Annotated in this window: 18 protein-coding genes; 7 read left to right on the top strand and 11 right to left on the bottom strand. The window is 36.0% G+C overall.

The window, feature by feature from the left end; genetic code table 11:
* On the bottom strand, positions 1-2,382 hold the full coding sequence (locus ACAM30_RS14380) for a TonB-dependent receptor (protein ID WP_369615296.1): 2,382 nt from the start codon (positions 2,380-2,382) through the stop codon (positions 1-3).
* A gap of 215 nt (positions 2,383-2,597) precedes the next feature.
* A complete protein-coding gene (locus tag ACAM30_RS14385; protein WP_369615297.1) occupies positions 2,598-4,820 on the bottom strand; it encodes an NADP-dependent isocitrate dehydrogenase in 2,223 nt (740 codons plus the stop codon).
* Between the two features lie 399 nt (positions 4,821-5,219).
* Here ACAM30_RS14385 and ACAM30_RS14390 point away from each other — a divergent pair, with 399 nt between their 5' ends.
* Complete coding sequence (locus tag ACAM30_RS14390; protein WP_369615298.1) at positions 5,220-5,630, top strand: helix-turn-helix domain-containing protein; 411 nt, start codon at positions 5,220-5,222, stop codon at positions 5,628-5,630.
* Between the two features lie 715 nt (positions 5,631-6,345).
* Here the strand turns inward: ACAM30_RS14390 and rplS are convergent.
* From rplS to trmD, 4 genes are all read right to left on the bottom strand, one after another.
* Entirely contained in the window at positions 6,346-6,696 is a 351-nt protein-coding gene (gene rplS / locus ACAM30_RS14395) for a 50S ribosomal protein L19 (protein ID WP_017495434.1), read from the bottom strand.
* Positions 6,697-6,998: 302 nt separating this feature from the next.
* Positions 6,999-8,129: an agmatine/peptidylarginine deiminase gene (locus tag ACAM30_RS14400; protein WP_369615299.1), complete on the bottom strand. Its 1,131-nt coding sequence runs from the start codon at positions 8,127-8,129 to the stop codon at positions 6,999-7,001.
* Between the two features lie 114 nt (positions 8,130-8,243).
* Complete coding sequence (locus tag ACAM30_RS14405) at positions 8,244-9,068, bottom strand: GyrI-like domain-containing protein (RefSeq protein ID WP_369615300.1); 825 nt, start codon at positions 9,066-9,068, stop codon at positions 8,244-8,246.
* Between the two features lie 102 nt (positions 9,069-9,170).
* The gene (trmD, locus tag ACAM30_RS14410) at positions 9,171-9,851 is read right to left on the bottom strand and encodes a tRNA (guanosine(37)-N1)-methyltransferase TrmD (RefSeq protein ID WP_017495431.1); all 681 of its coding nucleotides are present in this window, start codon (positions 9,849-9,851) and stop codon (positions 9,171-9,173) included.
* A 259-nt stretch (positions 9,852-10,110) separates the two neighbouring features.
* Between trmD and ACAM30_RS14415 the strand changes: the two genes are divergently transcribed.
* The 5 genes from ACAM30_RS14415 (at position 10,111) to ACAM30_RS14435 (ending at position 13,673) form a co-directional block, all read left to right on the top strand.
* Entirely contained in the window at positions 10,111-10,440 is a 330-nt protein-coding gene (locus ACAM30_RS14415; RefSeq protein WP_369615301.1) for a hypothetical protein, read from the top strand.
* Positions 10,441-10,652: 212 nt separating this feature from the next.
* Positions 10,653-10,991 (top strand): cupin domain-containing protein, encoded by a 339-nt coding sequence (locus ACAM30_RS14420; protein WP_369615302.1) that lies wholly within the window; start codon positions 10,653-10,655, stop codon positions 10,989-10,991.
* A 115-nt stretch (positions 10,992-11,106) separates the two neighbouring features.
* Complete coding sequence (locus ACAM30_RS14425; protein ID WP_369615303.1) at positions 11,107-12,282, top strand: MFS transporter; 1,176 nt, start codon at positions 11,107-11,109, stop codon at positions 12,280-12,282.
* 51 nt (positions 12,283-12,333) lie between these two features.
* Positions 12,334-13,266 (top strand): peptidylprolyl isomerase, encoded by a 933-nt coding sequence (locus ACAM30_RS14430; RefSeq protein WP_369615304.1) that lies wholly within the window; start codon positions 12,334-12,336, stop codon positions 13,264-13,266.
* Between the two features lie 92 nt (positions 13,267-13,358).
* Positions 13,359-13,673, top strand: a complete 315-nt coding sequence (locus ACAM30_RS14435; RefSeq protein WP_369615305.1) for a cytochrome c — start codon at positions 13,359-13,361, stop codon at positions 13,671-13,673.
* Positions 13,674-13,783: 110 nt separating this feature from the next.
* Here ACAM30_RS14435 and ACAM30_RS14440 read toward each other — a convergent pair whose 3' ends face one another.
* Positions 13,784-14,179 (bottom strand): GreA/GreB family elongation factor, encoded by a 396-nt coding sequence (locus tag ACAM30_RS14440; protein WP_369615306.1) that lies wholly within the window; start codon positions 14,177-14,179, stop codon positions 13,784-13,786.
* 331 nt (positions 14,180-14,510) lie between these two features.
* The gene (locus ACAM30_RS14445; protein WP_369615307.1) at positions 14,511-15,074 is read right to left on the bottom strand and encodes a thioredoxin family protein; all 564 of its coding nucleotides are present in this window, start codon (positions 15,072-15,074) and stop codon (positions 14,511-14,513) included.
* Between the two features lie 216 nt (positions 15,075-15,290).
* On the opposite strand from ACAM30_RS14445, the gene ACAM30_RS14450 reads away from it, so the two are divergent.
* Positions 15,291-15,626 carry a tRNA-binding protein gene (locus ACAM30_RS14450; RefSeq protein WP_369615308.1) on the top strand — a complete coding sequence of 112 codons (336 nt, stop codon included), beginning with the start codon at positions 15,291-15,293 and terminating at the stop codon, positions 15,624-15,626.
* Between the two features lie 74 nt (positions 15,627-15,700).
* Here ACAM30_RS14450 and ACAM30_RS14455 read toward each other — a convergent pair whose 3' ends face one another.
* The 3 genes from ACAM30_RS14455 to ACAM30_RS14465 form a co-directional block, all read right to left on the bottom strand.
* Complete coding sequence (locus ACAM30_RS14455) at positions 15,701-16,246, bottom strand: RBBP9/YdeN family alpha/beta hydrolase (RefSeq protein WP_369615309.1); 546 nt, start codon at positions 16,244-16,246, stop codon at positions 15,701-15,703.
* Positions 16,247-16,391: 145 nt separating this feature from the next.
* Complete coding sequence (locus tag ACAM30_RS14460) at positions 16,392-16,760, bottom strand: PUR family DNA/RNA-binding protein (protein WP_017495419.1); 369 nt, start codon at positions 16,758-16,760, stop codon at positions 16,392-16,394.
* 68 nt (positions 16,761-16,828) lie between these two features.
* The gene (locus tag ACAM30_RS14465; protein ID WP_369615310.1) at positions 16,829-18,607 is read right to left on the bottom strand and encodes an ABC transporter ATP-binding protein; all 1,779 of its coding nucleotides are present in this window, start codon (positions 18,605-18,607) and stop codon (positions 16,829-16,831) included.
* Positions 18,608-18,711 lie beyond the last annotated feature (104 nt).

Genomic DNA, 18,711 nt, shown 5'->3' on the forward strand with positions numbered 1-18,711 from the left:
TTAAAATTTAAAATTATAGCTAACGGCAGGAACAATTCCGAAAATGGAAGTTTTTACAGCTTCGTTTGCTGCAGTGTCGGTATTCTGACGGAAATTGATAGAGGCCGCATTCTGGCGGTTGTATAAATTGTAAATACTAAAAACCCATTCTGCTTTCCATTTCCTGTCTTTGTTTTTTCGGGGAGTCAAAGTTGCCGAAACATCTAAATGATGATAGGCCGGCAAACGATTGTCGTTTCTTAACCCATAATTAGGAACTGTAATTCCTAAATATTGATATTGTCCATTCGGATAGGTAACAGGCTGTCCGGATTGCAGTGCAAAATTAGCTCCAAAAGACCATTTTTCGTTCAGGTTATAGGCTGATGTCACGGCTAAATTATGCGTTTTATCATAGGCCGAACTGTACCATTGTCCGTTGTTGATACCGGTCTCTTCGGGAGTTCTTCCCGGAGTCTGCTGCTGTGATTTGGATAAAGTGTACGAAATCCATCCGTTGAATTTGCCTTCGTTTTTCTTAAGCATAAATTCGACACCATAAGCTCTCATTCTTCCGTTTAGCACTATTTGTTCGATCGCATTATTTGCAATCAAATCGGCACCATCGATATAATCGAGTCGGTTTTGAATCTTTTTGTAATACGTTTCGACTTCAACAGTATAGGCGCCATTATTAATATTTCTAAAATAGCCCAAAGCAACCTGATCTGCAATCTGAGGTTTGATGTAGTTATCACTTGGCATCCAGACATCAAGCGGAGTAGGTGATGAGGTATTCGAAATCAATTGAAGATACTGCGCCATGCGGTTATAGCTTGCTTTAATAGCCTGATCGTCGTTTAACTGATAAGAAACCGAAAGTCGTGGTTCGAAATTATTGTAATCCTGAATGATCTTGTTTTTACCGAAGTATTTTGTTGAGGTCGGGATTCCTTTTTCGTAAATCTGCATATTATTATTGAAGGTGACAGCCTCATTGTTGTTGTAGTAATTAATTGTAGAAGTACCTAAACGATAAAATAGACTGTAACGCAAGCCGTAAGCTAGTGTGAGTTTTTTTGAAAGCTGATTCTCGGCTTCGATATAAACAGAAGGTTCAAAAGCATATTTTTTATCCAGCTGGTCCGGGTTGATTCCGGATTTTTCATTACTTGGTTTAATGGTTCCGGGATTAAATTCATAGTAAATTCCATTTAAACCGTAGTTCAGTTTGAATTTATCTGATATATAGTTTTTGAAATCGTATTTGATGTTGTAATTTTTAATTCCTGAGTCCCACTTAAAGCCTACATAATCTAAGTCAAGACCATAATAGTAATCGCTGTAAATCAGAGATAAATTAGCAAATAACTTATCAGAGTACAAGTGGTTCCAACGCAGGTTTAGTGTTGAATTTCCGTAAATATTGGTAAAGCTTTTGTTCAGACTAAAAACATCACGGCCAAAATAACCCGATAAATACAAACTGTTGTTTTCGTTTAACTTATAACTCAGTTTGGTATTCAAATCATAGAAATAAGCAGCGTTATTTTTTTGATCTTCGGATAATTTTAGAAATAAATGAGCGTAAGAAGCTCTTCCTCCAATCAGGAAAGAACCTCTGTCTTTCACTAGCGGACCTTCGGCTAAAATTCGGCTTGAAATTAATCCTATTCCGCCATTGACATGAAATTCTTTACTGTTTCCGTCTTTTTGATAAATGTCTAAAACAGAAGAGGCTCTTCCGCCATAGCGAGCCGGAATTCCACCTTTATATAATTTTAAATCTTTGATGGCATCCGGATTAAAAACGGAGAAGAAACCAAATACGTGAGAAGAATTAAAGATGGTAGCTTCATCCAGTAAAATCAAATTCTGATCGGCACCTCCGCCGCGTACATTGAACCCCGAGGCGCCTTCACCTGCATTGGTAACTCCCGGGAGCAGTAAAATTGATTTTAAGACATCGACTTCACCTAAAACAACCGGCATTCTTTTGATGGTGGCAATGGAGAGTTTATTGGCACTCATCTCAGGCGATTTGATGTTGATTTTGCCTTTATTATCAGTAATTATGATCTCTTTAAGTTCTTCACCGCTTTCGGTAATGGCAAAATTACTTTTAGTGTTTTGATTTAAAGTTATGGTCTTTTGAAGCGTCTGATAACCAACATAACTAATTTCAATTTCATATTCGCCCTGTGGAACGGTTAGTGAATAAAACCCATATTCATTGGTGGTGGTACCCATTTTTAAGGCCGGAATATAGAGGTTTACACCGATTAAAGTTTCATTGTTTTTAAAGTCGGTGATGGTTCCGCTCAGTGTGAATTTTTCCTGAGAAAATGATGTTAAAATGGTAAATAGAAAAAACAAAAAAGTGGTATTTTTTTTGGTGGTCATTATCTTGGTTTTGAGTTACATAGTTAATGATTCTTGTTAAATATTTCTGCAGAACGTTTGTTAAACATTAGTTAAGAATGGGGCTTTTTCTGAGGTTCAAAGGTGTAGGAGTTCAAAGGTTCAGAGTTTTTTTAGTTTAACTCATAAAAAAAGACAACTGTTGAAAGTTGTCTTTTTAGGGGAGATACGTTTTATATCTCTATCATTTCATTATACTATTTTATTTGGGCGATAATGGAGTTGAATGTTTCGCTTGGTCGCATTGCTTTGCTTACTAACTCCGGAGTTGGCTGATAATAGCCACCAATCGTTTGAGGTTTTCCTTGTGCACCAATTAATTCAGCATCGATTTTAGCTTCGTTAGCTTCAAATTCAGCAGCAATTGGAGTGAAGATCGCCTTCAACTCAGCATCTTTGTTTTGAGCAGCCAAAGCCTGAGCCCAGTAGTATGCAAGGTAAAAATGAGAACCACGGTTGTCAATCTGACCTACTTTACGGGCAGGAGATTTATCATTGGCAAGGAATTTATCATTTGCCTGGTCTAAAGTTTCAGATAAAACAATTGCTTTAGAATTGTCTAAAGTTTGTCCTAAATGCTCTAAAGAAGCTCCAAGCGCTAAAAATTCTCCTAATGAATCCCAACGTAAATATCCTTCTTCTGTAAATTGCTCTACGTGTTTTGGAGCAGAACCTCCGGCACCCGTTTCAAACAATCCGCCACCGTTCATTAAAGGAACGATAGATAACATTTTAGCTGAAGTTCCTAATTCTAAAATTGGGAATAAATCCGTTAAATAATCACGTAAAACGTTTCCGGTTACTGAGATGGTATCTAAACCTTTGATGATTCTGTCTAAAGTAAATTCTGTAGCAGCAACCGGGTTTAAGATGCGGATATCCAGATTTACAGTATTGTGATCTTTTAAATATTTTTGAACTTTTGCAATTAATTCTCTGTCATGCGCTCTGTTTTCGTCTAACCAGAAGACAGCAGGAGTATCAGATAAACGAGCTCTGTTTACAGCTAGTTTAACCCAGTCCTGAATTGGAGCATCTTTGGCCTGACACATTCTGAAAATATCATTTGTTTCAACGTTTTGCTCCATTAAAACAGTTCCTTTGTTGTCTGTTACACGAACAACTCCGTCAGCTTTTATTTGGAATGTTTTGTCATGAGATCCGTATTCTTCTGCTTTTTGAGCCATCAAACCTACGTTAGGAACACTTCCCATTGTTTTAGGATCAAAAGCACCGTGTTTTTTACAGAAATCGATAGTAGCCGTGTAAACTCCGGCATAAGAGCGATCCGGAATAACTGCAATAGTATCTTGTTGTTTTCCTTCTTTATTGTACATCTGTCCTGAAGTACGAATCATTGCCGGCATAGAAGCATCAACAATTACATCCGAAGGAACGTGTAAGTTTGTAATTCCTTTATCAGAATTCACCATTGCCAAAGCAGGACCGTTTTCGATTGCTTTAGTAATGTCAGCTTCCACTTCCGCTTGTTCAGGTCTTCCTGCAATTTTTGCATAGATGTCACCTAAACCATTTCGGGTGTCAATGTTTAATTCTGCAAATAAAGTTTCATATTTTTTGAAAAGATCAGCAAAGTATACTTCAACGATAGCTCCGAAGATAATTGGATCTGATACTTTCATCATAGTTGCTTTTAAGTGTACCGAAAGTAAAACACCTTCTTTTTTAGCGTCAGCGATAGCATCAGCAGCAAAAGCTTTTAATTTTTTTACACTTAAAACAGAACTGTCAATGATCTCACCTGCTTTAAGAGGGGTACTAGCTTTTAATACAGTAGTTGTACCGTCTTTTGCAACGAATTCGATTTTTACGTCATTAGCTTCTGCAACGGTAAGTGATTTTTCACTTCCGTAGAAATCACCGTTTGGCATTGAAGCTACTTTTGTTTTAGAATCAGCAGACCATGCACCCATAGAGTGCGGATTTGATTTTGCAAAGTTCTTAACTGCTCTTGGTGCTCTACGATCAGAGTTTCCTTCACGTAAAACCGGATTTACAGCAGAACCTAAAACTTTAGCATATTTTGCTTTAATTTCCTTTTCAGCATCATTTTGCGGATCTTCAGGGTAATTTGGAATTGCGTAACCATGTGACTGTAACTCAGCAATAGCCGCTTTTAATTGCGGTACCGATGCAGAAATGTTTGGTAATTTGATAATATTAGCATCAGGCTGTGTTGCCAACTGACCTAATTCAGCCAAAGCATCTCCGGTTTTTTGAGCATCAGTTAAAAGCTCAGGAAAATTAGATAAAATTCTGCCAGCCAAAGAAATATCTCTGGTTTCAATAGCGATACCAGCAGTACCCGTAAATGCTTGAACAATAGGTAAAAAAGAATAAGTCGCTAACAATGGCGCCTCATCAGTTAAGGTGTAATAGATTTTCGAATTCTGTGTCATTTTTTTTTTTTTTTATAATCGTATCGCCAGAGAATGGCAATGTAAAAGGTATAGTCGGCTCAGAATGAGCGGAGCAAATATAATAAAAACAGTCCGAAAACGGTGTAGTTTTCAGGAGAAATGCCGAAATTATCAGATTGTTATTTCGAGGTCTTTAAATTGTCAAATCGACGATTTTGGTATTAAAAAATTACGGTTTTGATGGATCACGGAGAAAAGTGGATGATTTCTGAATAGGTAAACCTTTTTAGTTGCATAAAATTAGTTAAGCAATGTATTTTTGTCCGAAAAATTGTAGTTTTGATTTAATGAATGAATGAGTAATAAAGTGTAAGCTACATTGTTTAATATGTTTTTTACTTATTGTTTGTTATAAAACTTAATTATTATCTTTGAATTATGAGCACACTTACAAAACAAAATCATATAGGGCGAAAAATTAGCCGTATTCGTGAACTTCGAGATATGAAACAAGAAGCTTTGGCGCAGGCTTTAGGAACCAATCAGCAAACTGTTTCCGCTATTGAAAACAGTGAAACGATAGATGATGAAAGGCTTAAAGAAGTTGCAAAAGCACTTGGTGTAACTGTTGAAGCAATTAAAAATTTCTTGGAAGACAATATGATTAATTATTTTAATAGTTTCCATGATAACAGTTTTACAAATGGAGCATTCAATGCAAATCATTGTACTTTTAATCCATTGGATAAATTAATTGAAACTTTCCATGAAAAAGAAAAGCTTTACGAGCGTTTGCTGCAAGCTGAAAAAGATAAAATCGAATATTTGGAAAATCTATTGAAAAAATAGATACCAATTTTTCATTAAAATACAAACTGATGCTTTAGGAGTGTCGGTTTTTTTTTTGGCGTGTCCCGCCGAAAAAGGCGGGTCGGGCTATCCGCTTCAAGTCCTCGCACTTCCTTCGTCAGGCTGTGGGCTTTCCACTTCTATCCCTCACGCAAACCGTAAAACAAGAACTTTTTGTTTATTAAGTGTAATTATCTCCGCAATCTTGTCATTTCGACGGAGGAGAAATCACACGCGGGATTCGGCAAAGATTGACGATTTTGATTGCGACCCGAAGCTCAACAGTAATCCGTATAGTTTGTCATTTCGACGGAGGAGAAATCTTCGCAAGAAACTCGACAACGATTGGCGATTTTAGGAACGGAGTTTCTAGTGTGATTTCTCCCTTCTATCGAAATGGCAAGACTGATGAAATCCGTTTTTAATCTGTGTTTTCGCAAAGCGAATCCGCGTCATCCGTGTTCAAAATTGTCGTTAATACTTTGTAGAGTTTCTTGCGAAGATTTCTCCTCCGTCGAAATGACAAACTAAATGAAAATATTGTTGTGACAATGATTGTCTTAGCCCCGATAGCAGTGGAAATCCTTTTGCTTTTTTCTTTAAAAAGCAAAAGATTGAAACGGATAGCGGGATTAGCTCCTGAAAATTTTAAAAAACAGGCAAAAAAAAACTCGTTTCATTTGAAACGAGTTTTTTATAACCAATAGATAAATGATTATCTTCTTTTATCTTTAATCTTAGCTTTTTTACCAGTAAGTTCTCTGAAGTAGAAAATTCTAGCTCTACGTACAGCTCCTTTTTTGTTGATTTCAATTTTTTGTAAAGCTGGTAAGTTTACTGGGAAGATACGCTCAACTCCGATAGCTCCAGACATTTTACGAATAGTGAAAGTTTCTGTGTTACCAGAACCTCTTCTTTGAATAACAACTCCTTTAAAAAACTGAGTTCTTGTTTTTTCACCCTCTTTAATTTCGTAGTAAACTGTGATAGTATCTCCAGCTCCGAAAACAGGGAAATCTTTTTTAGCAACGAATTCGTTTTGAACGAACTTTAATAAATCTGCCATGATAATTTTTATTATTGTTTATTTAGAGTAACATTCACGTATTTCGCCAGAGGTTAGTCTAATTCGGGTGCAAATGTAGAAAATAATTGTAAATTATGAATTATAAATTATAAATTATTTTAAGTTGCTGATAAATTGAAGGTTAGTTTTTAGTCGCAGTATTCAGTGGCAGTATTCAGTCACAGTATTCAGTCGCAGTTTTATTGTGCTGATTATTGCTTATTATGATTGCTACTGAACACTGATGACTGAGACTGAAAGCTGAAAACCGCGACTGAACACTGAAAACTGCGACTGAATACTTATTTCGGCTGCTGCTGCGTCACACAGTGGATCATTCCTCCATTAGCATACAAATTACGAACGTCGATACCAATTACCTTTCTGTTCGGATACAAGCTTTGAATCAATTGATTGGCAACTGCATCATTTGGATCGTTGTAATTCGGAACCAATACCACCGTGTTTCCAATGTAGTAATTAACATAAGAACCTTTGTAACCTAATTTTTTTCCATAAGCCGTTACCACTTTGTTTTGAGTCAAAGGCAGTTTTAGGAAATTGTAATTTTTACCTTTTAAATCTTTTGCATTGTACAAAGTAGGAATGTCTCCTTCAGGTACTTCCCAGTACAGTAAATCATCTTCACTCATCGTCACGATGGTGTTGTCATTACCAAATCGTGCAAACCCGTCAATGTGCATGTCAGTAATTTCTTTTCCTGCTTTTCCGTTCAGCCAGATGAAGTTAGACACTCCTAAATATTTTTTAAAAATGGCTTCGGCTTGTGCCTGGCTCATTCCGGGATTACGATTTGGGTTTAGAATAGAACTTTTGGTAGCTAAAAGAGTTCCTTTTCCGTCTATTTCTACGGCTCCCCCTTCATTGATCATGATCGCATTTAAATCTACAACTGTTGTTTTTTGATCTGCGGCAATTTGTGCAGGGATAGTGTTGCAATTTTTAAAATCAGCTTTTTCTCCCCAGCCATTAAAGCCCCAATCCTGAATTACCAATTGGTTGTTTTTGTCTTTTACATAAATAGGACCATTATCTCGTACCCAAACATCATCTGTTTTATAGATTTTAAAATCAACGGCAGAAAGAGAAACTCCTGCATTTTGTAATAAAGTTGTAATTCTGTTCTTTTCGTTGGTATCGTAAGCAACGATATGTACCTTTTCACTTGTCGACAATGATTTTGTCATGGCAACCCATGTAGCATCAAGATCATCTCTATAGTTCATACCATATTGATATTGGTGTGGCCATTGCAGCCAGGTTCCTTCATGCGGAGCAGATTCTTCGGGCATGGTATACATAATCTCGCTTTTAATGGATTCAGTTGGTTCGTTTGGTGTTGGAATCATTCCGTCTTCCTGGCAGGAAGTGAACAAAGGAAATAGTACTATAGGTAAAAATAATTTTTTCATCTTAATTGAAGTTTGTTGTGATCTTTAATTGTTTAGCGTCATTGTGTTACTAGTATTTTGACGATGCAAAGATATTCTCAAACGATAAACGGTTAGTTGTCCAAAATGGACAAATCAAATAAGCGGAATGAAAATCGCTGTGAGATAGTCAGATTCGTTATCACAATTGTCACTGGTTTTCAGGTATTGTTCAATAACAGGCAAATGTGAAAGTTCATAATCATGAGTGAGAAACCAGCCTCCAAAGATTTGACTATACGTTTCTTCGAGAGTATTGTAACTTCCATGATGAAAAAAACGAGCATATTTACCGCCAAAAATTTTCTTCTTTGGAAGATTTTTAAGGACAGCAGTGGTGGCAATGCAGGCTTCGTAAGTACAATTTATTTTTTCAGTAATTAAAATGTCGTCCGTGATGACTCCGAAAAAGTGAGCATCCGTTTCAGGGAATTCATTTTTTAATAGAGTGTCCCAAAGATCTTCTATCTCCGGATTAATATAATGGGTTTTAGAACTAAGGTAATAAACCGTTGTTTCCGGAATTACGAGTATTTCAGGTGTTAAAACAGAGGTAAAAGATTGAAGAATCCCCGTATCGTTTAATAAAAGTTCTTTTTGATTGCGGGCTAGTGAAGGAGCGCAGTCGAAATGCTTTTTGAAGGTCTTTGAGAATGACTGCACATCGGCAAAACCAACTTCGAGTGCAATTTCTGAGATTTGTTTGTTCGAGTAGATCAGTTTTTTGTACCCGTTTTCTACCTTCAACCGGGTCTGATAAGCGCCTATGGTTTCGTTGAATAAAGAATAAAAAATCCGTTGCAAATTTCTGTAGGAGTAACACGAAATGTCCTCCAGAGAATTTATTGAGATGATTTGATTGTAATTCATCTCAATATAATTCCGTGTATTATAAATAGGTTTCAGATTGAAATCACTCATTTTTTAGCTTTTAGAAAGTGGTAACAAAAAAGATAACGATAATTACTGCTTTCAAGTATGATTAAGAAGAATCACTAAAAATAAATGAGGGGGGAATATTTTTTATTTTTCTTCCAATAAATCCGGACGTCTGTTTTTAGTATGTTCGTAGGCCATATCCTCACGCCATTTGTCAATTTTAGCAAAATGTCCGCTAGTCAGTACTTCAGGAACTTTCCAGCCTTTATAATCGGCAGGTCTTGTGTATATAGGACCAGAAAGCAGATTGTCCTGAAAACTGTCAGTCAATGCTGAAGTTTCATCGCTCAAAACACCGGGAATCAATCGGATCAAAGCATCAGATAATACTAAAGCGCCTAATTCTCCACCGGATAGTACATAATCGCCAATTGAAATTTCTTTGGTAATAAAATGGTCACGAACACGTTGATCTACCCCTTTATAATGTCCGCAGAGAATGATAATGTTTTCATACATCGACATTGTATTGGCCATTTTTTGATTTAAAGTTTCTCCATCAGGCGACATATAAATAATTTCATCATACTCACGCTGGCTTTTTAAATGCGTGATACAGTCATCAATAGGCTGAACCGTCATAACCATTCCGGCACCTCCGCCAAATGGATAATCGTCAACACTTTTTTGCCTGTTTGTAGTGTAATCACGCAAATTATGAAAATGAACTTCTACTAAGCCTTTGTCTATGGCACGTTTCATAATCGAAGCCTCAAACGGACTCTTTAATAATTCAGGTAAAATCGTTATAATGTCAATTCGCATTTTTTTTCTTCAATAGTTCTAAGATGCAAAGATACAAAGTTAATTTTTGTGAATTTTCAAGATTTGAAAATGAGATAAAATAATTAGGAGGTTTTTGAGAATGAGTTACTTATCAAATGTATTATTGAGTGTATTGTGTTTAAGTGTTTGTATTACAGTTAAATAGTTGATGATTTTGTAACATAAAAGGATCTAAATGTAAAAAAAAGATGCATAATTTTAAGTAATATTACCGTTCAATCATCAAAAACAAAATCCCATGAAAAAGCTACTCTTATTAACAATTATATTGATTTTACAGGCATGTGCAACAGCTAAAAATCCAAACGATCAATGGATTGGTCAATCTAAAAAGAATCTTATCAAGGCATGGGGACCGCCCGTACGTACTTTAAATCACCCGGATCATGGAGAAATATTAATTTATGCAGAACAAGTATATGCAAATGCAGATACAAATGAAGGTACCAGAATTGCCGGTCCAAATTATTGGAATTATACTTACATATACACCCGTAAAGACGGAAAAATTTATTTGTATAAAACGGATAAACAGCAGCAGCCGCCACAAACAATTGCTGTAAAATAAGTTGACTGATTATTTTTGATCAGAAAATAGAGTGAATTTACGATTACCTTGAAAGTCATTTTAGTATATTTACGAAGTAGACGATAGAATATGAAGTGATAAAAGAAATAGATTTGTTTTTGGTAAAAGCTTGGGCGAGATTGTGATGAAAAAACCGGAAAATCTGCGAGAAGCGAAAAAAGCAAATTAAACACCGTAAAAAAAAACAGCATTTGAAAGCGAGTCAGGAGTTTATAAAAGGAGATGAAATCGAATGGGAAGTAGTCGGAGAAAGAATCAAACGTAAAATTCTGGCTTTTGATGAAAGAGTGATGTTGGTAAATGTGCATTTTGAGAAAGGCGGAATTGGAGTTTTACACGAGCACTATCATTCGCAGGTTACCTATGTTTCCAGTGGTAAATTTGATGTGACCATTAACGGAGTCACCCAAACGTTAAAAGAAGGAGATAGTTTTTACATTCCGCCTCATGCAGTTCATGGAGTGGTTTGTTTAGAAAGCGGACTTTTGACGGATGTTTTTAGTCCAATGCGCGAAGATTTTATGTCATGATAACAGTTTAGAATTATCAACAAGCTTTAAAACAAGAACCGGATTGGCTTAGAAACCTTTAAAAATTATAATTTTTTTAAAGTTTTGGTAATAATTAGATTGGTATTTTTGCAAAATGAATTTATCCAAAACGAATGTCTTGTTTATGGCAGCCTGCACCGGACTTATCGTTGCAAATCTGTATTACTGCCAGCCTTTAATTGTTTTAATTGCCAACGAATTTAAAATTCCTGAAGCCAGTGCGGGAACAATAACCTATCTAACCCAGGCGGGTTATGCTATAGGACTGTTTTTTATGGTTCCGCTGGGAGATAAAATCGAACGTAAAAAACAAATTTTAATAACCACTTTTGCTTCTGTAATTGCATTGATTATGGCAGCTACGGCTAAAAGTTTTTTCCTTTTACAGGTAGCTTCTTTATTAATTGGAGTTACTTCAATCGTACCACAGTTAATTTTACCATTGGCAGCATCTTTAAGCGCTCCTGAACAGCGCGGAAAAGTAGTCGGAACCATCATGAGTGGTTTGCTGGTGGGGATATTGCTTTCCAGAACTTTAAGCGGATTTATCGGCCAGGTATTGGGTTGGAGGTCTATGTTTTATATTGCTGCCGGAATCTGTTTATTGATCTTTTTTGTGATTCAGAATAAATTCCCAGTAAATAAACCTCAATTTCAGGGAACTTACGGACAGCTGATTCAATCGCTTTTTACACTTATAAAAACACAGCCGGTTCTGCGTGAAGCGACACTGATTAATGTATTTAGTTTTGCACAGTTTGGAGCTTTCTGGACCACTATGGTTTTGCTGCTTTCGGGAAAACCATTTGATTTTAACAGTGCTACTATTGGATTATTCGGTATTGTTGGAGCTTCGGGAGCTTTGGCAGCGCCGTTAGTTGGAAAAATGGGTGACAAAGGGAATTCAAGAATTGCAGTAGGTTATGGCTGTTTATTAATTCTGATTAGTTTTCTGGTTTTTTATTTCTCTATCGAAAGTGTGATCGGAATTGCGATTGGAATTGTATTTATTGATATCGGAATTCAGGGAGTACATATTTCAAACCAAACCCGCGTGTATTCCTTACTTCCGGAAGCCAGAAACCGATTGAATACCGTATTTATGTCGTTTAGTTTCTTGGGAACAGCAGCTGGATCTGCTTACGGATTACTGTTATGGAAACTGGGCGGATGGCATGCCGTAACCCTTGGCTGTGTTGGATTATCAGCACTGGCATTTACAGTTTACGGCCTTACTTACAAATCAAAGTCTAAAAGACAGAAAGCATAAATTGGTATAAAATTAATTTGTAAATTTGCAATCAAATAAAAAATAACAACAATGGAAAACGGAATATACGCTAAATTCAACACTGGTAAAGGTTCGATTTTAGTAAAACTTACACACGATTTAACACCTGGAACCGTAGGAAATTTTGTAGCTCTTGCAGAAGGAAATATGGAAAATAAAGTAAAGCCTCAAGGACAAAAATTCTATGACGGATTAACTTTTCATAGAGTAATTGCTGATTTTATGATTCAGGGAGGATGTCCGAAAGGAACCGGAACCGGAGATCCTGGATACAAATTTGACGATGAGTTTCACCCTAGCTTGAAACACGATCGTCCGGGAGTTTTAGCAATGGCAAATTCAGGTCCGGCTAGTAACGGTTCTCAATTTTACATTACTCACGTTCCAACTTCATGGTTAGACGGAAAACATACTGTTTTTGGTCATGTAATCGAAGGACAGGATGTTGTTGATGCAGTGGCTCAGGGAGATAATCTTGATTCAGTAGAAATCATCAGAGTAGGCGAAGAAGCTCAAAAATGGAATGCAATTGAAGCTTTTATTGCTTTAAAAGGAGCTCGTTTGAAGCGCGATGCTGCTTTAAAAGCGGAATCAGAAGCAAAGATGGAGCAATTGGCTGCAGGTTTTGATAAAACAGATAGCGGATTACGTTATAAAATGATTCAAAAAGGAGACGGTAAAAAAGCGGAAGCAGGTAAAACTGTTGCAGTACATTACGAAGGTTCTTTAGAAAACGGAAAAGTATTTGATTCTTCTTACCCACGTAAAAAACCAATCGAATTTAGATTAGGTCAGGGTCAGGTTATCGAAGGATGGGACGAAGGTATTGCTTTATTACAAGTAGGTGACAAAGCTCGTTTCGTAATTCCATCTGATTTAGCTTATGGAGCTTCAGGTGCAGGAGGAGTTATTCCACCACACGCAACTTTGATTTTTGACGTTGAATTAATGGACGTAAAATAAGACTTTACAACAATTTAGTATTGTTTTAAATAGCAATCCCATTCGCTAGCCGAATGGGATTTTTTTTATATTTACTTTAAAAAACAAGAACAATGAAATTAAGGATCTTAACTTTAACCGCTGTGACGTTGCTTATCGTTTCGTGCGGTACAAAAAAAGCTGCTCCCGTTGCTGTTGCGACCACTCCGGCAGCCACTGAAGTTGCAAAAGCAACAGAATTATCTCCTGCACTGGCAGAAGGTAAAAACTTGTACGAAAACAGTTGTGCAAGATGTCATAAATTATATGATCCGAAGAAATTTAGTCAGGAAGACTGGAAGCCAATTCTGGTAAGAATGCAGAAAAAAGCGAAGTTAGATGATACTCAGATGACTTCAATATCAAACTATATAACTTCTCAATTGTAAGGAATTGGAATTTAAAAAGTATAAAAACTATTCATATTTATTTGGATAGTTTTTTTTTTGCTTCAAACTGAGCATAAAAAAACACCTTCACGGGGTAGGTGTTTAGAAAATTATGAAGCGCTTTCAGAAGAATTGTCAACCGCAGCTATTTTTAAAGTTTTTATTCCGGCCGGTAATTCCCAATCGACAACATCGTCTTTTTTAAAGCCAATAATAGCAACACTTAGGGGCGCTAATATTGATATTTTACCTTCTTTTACATCCGCAAATGAAGGCAGAACAATCTGAATCTTCATTTGTTTTTTTGCTTTTACATCTTCAATAATAACATGCGAATTGATGCGTATAGTACTGCTGTCTAATTCACTTTCTTTACGGATTACAGCGCGGTCCAGTTCGTGTGAAAGCTGCCCGATTTCTTTGGCATTGGTGGCATTTTTACTTTTTAAAATCAATTCTCTTAAAAATTGATAATCTGACTTACAGAATGTAGGTGTTGGTTTCATATCTATTCTAATTTATTGTGGGTTGACTGTGTAGAATTTTCAGAAACAAATTATAGCTACAGTTATTTCTAGCGGTCTGTAAATAAAGACTGCTGCTGAAAACTGAAAATTGTAAACTGAAAACTAAAAAAAAAAAATCCTCCGTCTGAGAGAAGAAATTGAAATAGACGGAGGCCTAATTGATAAAGGCCTTACTATGTGAAATAAATACAGCCGAGTGCGCTCTTCTCACAAGAGAAAGCGATACCGGAGAAACTGTAAATAGATTTATAGTAGTCACTGTGGAAATAATTAATTTGATTTGTAAAGATAAGCAAACTTTTTGAAAACACTAAAGTGATGTTTTCCATTTGATGTTGCAGCCAATACTTGGTTTTTGCGGATCTTTCAGACTTCTGTTGTAAATAAGAGCATCAATCGCACTGCGAAGATCGCTTCCGCTTAACGGAATTCCGTTTCCGGGTCTTGAATCGTCCAGTTGGCCGCGATAAAACAATCGGTCCTGATTGTCAAATAAATAAAAATCAGGAGTACAAGCCGCTTCATAAGCTTTGGCGACTTCCTGGCTTTCGTCGTACAAATACGGGAAATCGATCTTGTTCTGAAAAGCAAAGTCGGTCATTAACTCAGGAGCATCTTGCGGATATTTTTCAACATCGTTGCTTGAAATGGCAACAATGCTGATTCCCTGTACCCGATAATCATTGGCAATCATAACTACCTCTTTAATAACATGAACTACAAACGGACAATGGTTGCAGATAAACATGACCAAAGTGCCTTTTGAACCTCTCAAATCGTCAAATGAATACTCATTATTAGAATTGGTGTCTCTTAATTTGAAACCTGGAGCAATTGTTCCAAGAGGAATCATATTCGAAGGAGTTCGTGCCATTTTTGTAGAAATAAGTTTCTCAAAAATAACTTTAAATTTCTGTAAAAGAAAGGATATGGACTTGTTTTTGATTTTAAGAGTATATTTTATTTTTTTGAGATCGGAACAATCATCGGATTTCCAAAATGAGAGAAATAGTTCAAAAAATAGCTGTAGAATTAATGGTTGTAAAGGTAAAATTAATAGGTTTGTAAAACATCAAATAGTAAAATAAAAATGGATTTAACCTGGAGTGAGTTTGAAAGAACCGATATGCGTGTCGGAACAATTATAGAAGTAAATGATTTTCCCGAAGCCAGAAAACCGGCCTATCAGCTTACAATTGATTTTGGTCCCGAAATAGGAATCCGTAAATCATCTGCCCAAATAACGGCACATTATAAAAAAGAAGATTTGTTAAGCCGACAAATTATATCAGTCATAAACTTTCCCCGAAAGCAAATAGGAAAATTTATGAGCGAATGCCTGGTTCTCGGCGCAATAGGAAAGGAGGGAGATGTTGTTTTACTGGCTCCCGATTTTAAAATAGAAAATGGACTGCGTATAGGTTAGTTTGTAGTGTATAGTCGCAGTATTCAGTCACAGTTTTCAGTATGTAGGCTGCGACTGTAAACTGCGACTGAAAACTATTTTATTTTCTCGATCAATTGTTCCAAAATCAATTGCCCTTCTTCCCAATACTTTAAATCCGAATCAGAGTTGATGTGTCCTTTTTGTCCTACATTCACCAGATCGCTTCCCCACATTTCAGCAAAGTATTTTTTTCGTTCAAAAGTCGCGTAAGGATCGTTTTCGCTTGCTACGACAATAGAAGGGAAAGGCAGTTTTGAAGTTGGCATAGGCGAAAAGTTTCGGATACACTCCGGTGTATGTGCGGGTGAATCTACATCGGCAGGAGCAACCAGTAAGGCACCCGCTATGTTTGGATTGTTGTTTGCCTGCGCCCAGTGCAGGACAAGTGAAACCGCTAAACTATGTGCTACCAGTATTGTTGGGCCATTAAGCCTGGAAATTTCTTCTTCTAAACGTTTCAGCCATTCTGCGCGAATAGGTTCGTCCCATTCGTCATGAACGATGCGGGTTGAATTTTTGAATTTCTTATGCCAAAACGTTTGCCAGTGTTTGTTTCCGGAGTTTCCAAGACCTGGCAGAATTAATAACTGTACTTCCATTTTTACTTTTTTTATAAAGATATTTGAAATCTCTATTTTAAAACCACAAACAAATATCGACTAAATTAGTAGAGTTTAAGTGTTTAAAAAAAGTCCAAAATGCAAAACACTATGGACTTATACTTTAAAAAAAGCCTTCCGTCGACTAAATATCGTCAAAATCTATATCTGTAAAACTGGTTCTTTGTCCTTCAGGTTTATCAGAACCATATTCTTTTTTGAAATCTTTTTGATGTCTTTCAGAGATTACTTCTTCGCCCTTGTGGTTCAGGACATAGGAAGTCATTTCTTCAAGTATCTCGGCAAAAGCACTAAAGTCTTCTTTGTACAAGTAGATCTTGTGTTTTTTAAAATGAAAGGAACCGTCCTCCTCAGTAAATTTTTTACTTTCGGTAATTGTGATATAATAATCATCAGCTTTAGTAGCTCTCACATCAAAGAAATAAGTTCTTCTTCCTGCTCGTAATACTTTAGAAAAAATCTCTTCTTTTTCTAACATGTCATTTTCTCTCATAATACGTTCTATCATTTTTGGAATTAATAGTACTCAAAAATCATAAAAAATTATCGATTACGCAACAATTAAAGTAATTCTTTTTCTGAAAGTTGTTTTAAATATAACGACGCGTAATATCCCTCCTGATTTATTAATTGATTATGAGAGCCTTGTTGAATGATCTTCCCGTCTTCCAGAATGATTATTTTATCGGCGTTTTTTGCAGATGATACCCTATGACTTACTATTATTGTAGTTTTATCCTTGCAAATTTCAAATAAATTGCTAAGGATCGTTTCTTCTGTTTCTGTATCTACTGCCGACAAACAATCGTCGAAAAGTAAAATCGCCGGATTTTTAATAATGGCGCGCGCAATAGACACACGCTGCTTTTGTCCGCCTGAGAGAGTGATTCCCCTTTCTCCTAAAACAGTATCATATTGTTTGTTAAAAGCGACAATATTATCATGAACTACTGCATTTTTGGCCGCTTCGATTACTTCTTCATCTGTAGCGTTCTGATTACCGAATTTTATATTATTTTTAATAGTGTCCGAGAATAGAAAAGCGTCCTGAGGCACAATTCCAACATTATTTCGCAAATCATATAGATTCAGACCGCTAATTTCGTTTTCATCAATAGTGATTTTTCCTTCGGTTACCTCATATAAACGAGAGATCAATGATAATATTGTGGACTTCCCTGAACCGGTTTTTCCTAAAATGGCTAATGTCTCTCCTTTTTTGACGGTAAAAGTTACATTTTTAAGTGCTTCAATATTGGTGTCTTCGTACGTATAGCTTACGTTTTCAAAAGAAATGGTACCCTCAATATCAGAACGATTTTCGTTATTGTTTTTTATTTCAGGCTCAATTTTTAAAAATTCATTCAAACGTTTCTGAGAGGCTTCAGCTTCCTGTACCATCGATGAAACCCATCCTAATGATGCTACTGGCCAGGTTAACATATTCACATATAAAATAAACTCGGCAATCGTTCCAATATTCGGAATTGTTCCGTTGATGTACATCACACCTCCAAAGTAAATCACTACAAGGTTACTGATTCCGATTAAAGCAATCATCAAAGGACCAAATAAGGACTGTACTTTGGCTAAATCCAAACTCTTTTTCTTGCTTTCGTGCGCCAGAGCGATCATGTTGTTCTGATGCTGATTTTCTAATGAATTGGCTTTTATAACACGAATACCGGAAAAGATTTCCTGTGTAAAACTGGAAACTTTAGATAAATATTGCTGAAAAGTGGTGCTTCTTTTATTGATTTCTGAGCTTAGTTTGAAAATGCAATAGGAAAGAATAGGTAAAGGTAAAATAGTGTACATTGTCAATAGTGGTGAGACATTGTACATATATATAATGACAATGGCAAAGCGAATAAATGTATTGATCGTATACATTACCGCAGGCCCTACATACATACGAACTTTTGAAACATCTTCGCTAATACGGTTCATCAAATCTCCGGTGCGGTTTTGTTTGTAAAAGTTTTGTGAGAGTCTCTCATATTGTTTGAAAACCTCATTTTTTAAATCAAACTCGATATGGCGCGACATTACGATCAAAGTCTGACGCATTAAAAACGTTAGAAATCCTGCTACAATGGTAGTGGCTATGATTAGCAGTACGTTATGAATTAATCCTTCGCGGTAATTATCGATGACAATTTGAGATGTCTGATCGGCTTGAGGCAGTTTGTCAAATTTTTCAATGGCGTTTAACGACTTGCTAATGAGCTTTGGAGTAAACAGAGAGAATATTTGTGCGATTATGGTGATTAAAATACCTAAAGAAAAACTATATTTATATTTGATGAAATATTTGTTTAAATAACTTAATTCTTTCATTTTTTTAAGAGATTCAATGTTAAAATGTTTTGATTTGGTGAAATATTATGAATAAAAATTAATGCAATATATAATTTTATCAAAACAAAACGATTGTTAGATTG

This window comes from Flavobacterium sp. CFS9 (assembly GCF_041154745.1).
GTDB lineage: Bacteria > Bacteroidota > Bacteroidia > Flavobacteriales > Flavobacteriaceae > Flavobacterium.

Bases quoted from the DNA above. Each gene is read 5' to 3' on its own strand.
- ACAM30_RS14460 (WP_017495419.1), bottom strand. From the start codon at position 16,760: ATGAGAGAAAATGACATGTTAGAAAAAGAAGAGATTTTTTCTAAAGTA.
- trmD (WP_017495431.1), bottom strand. From the start codon at position 9,851: ATGCGAATTGACATTATAACGATTTTACCTGAATTATTAAAGAGTCCG.
- ACAM30_RS14415 (WP_369615301.1), top strand. From the start codon at position 10,111: ATGAAAAAGCTACTCTTATTAACAATTATATTGATTTTACAGGCATGT.
- ACAM30_RS14465 (WP_369615310.1), bottom strand. From the start codon at position 18,607: ATGAAAGAATTAAGTTATTTAAACAAATATTTCATCAAATATAAATAT.
- ACAM30_RS14405 (WP_369615300.1), bottom strand. From the start codon at position 9,068: ATGAGTGATTTCAATCTGAAACCTATTTATAATACACGGAATTATATT.
- ACAM30_RS14385 (WP_369615297.1), bottom strand. From the start codon at position 4,820: ATGACACAGAATTCGAAAATCTATTACACCTTAACTGATGAGGCGCCA.
- ACAM30_RS14400 (WP_369615299.1), bottom strand. From the start codon at position 8,129: ATGAAAAAATTATTTTTACCTATAGTACTATTTCCTTTGTTCACTTCC.
- ACAM30_RS14390 (WP_369615298.1), top strand. From the start codon at position 5,220: ATGAGCACACTTACAAAACAAAATCATATAGGGCGAAAAATTAGCCGT.
- ACAM30_RS14455 (WP_369615309.1), bottom strand. From the start codon at position 16,246: ATGGAAGTACAGTTATTAATTCTGCCAGGTCTTGGAAACTCCGGAAAC.
- ACAM30_RS14430 (WP_369615304.1), top strand. From the start codon at position 12,334: ATGGAAAACGGAATATACGCTAAATTCAACACTGGTAAAGGTTCGATT.
- ACAM30_RS14450 (WP_369615308.1), top strand. From the start codon at position 15,291: ATGGATTTAACCTGGAGTGAGTTTGAAAGAACCGATATGCGTGTCGGA.
- ACAM30_RS14435 (WP_369615305.1), top strand. From the start codon at position 13,359: ATGAAATTAAGGATCTTAACTTTAACCGCTGTGACGTTGCTTATCGTT.
- ACAM30_RS14380 (WP_369615296.1), bottom strand. From the start codon at position 2,382: ATGACCACCAAAAAAAATACCACTTTTTTGTTTTTTCTATTTACCATT.
- rplS (WP_017495434.1), bottom strand. From the start codon at position 6,696: ATGGCAGATTTATTAAAGTTCGTTCAAAACGAATTCGTTGCTAAAAAA.
- ACAM30_RS14445 (WP_369615307.1), bottom strand. From the start codon at position 15,074: ATGGCACGAACTCCTTCGAATATGATTCCTCTTGGAACAATTGCTCCA.
- ACAM30_RS14440 (WP_369615306.1), bottom strand. From the start codon at position 14,179: ATGAAACCAACACCTACATTCTGTAAGTCAGATTATCAATTTTTAAGA.
- ACAM30_RS14425 (WP_369615303.1), top strand. From the start codon at position 11,107: ATGAATTTATCCAAAACGAATGTCTTGTTTATGGCAGCCTGCACCGGA.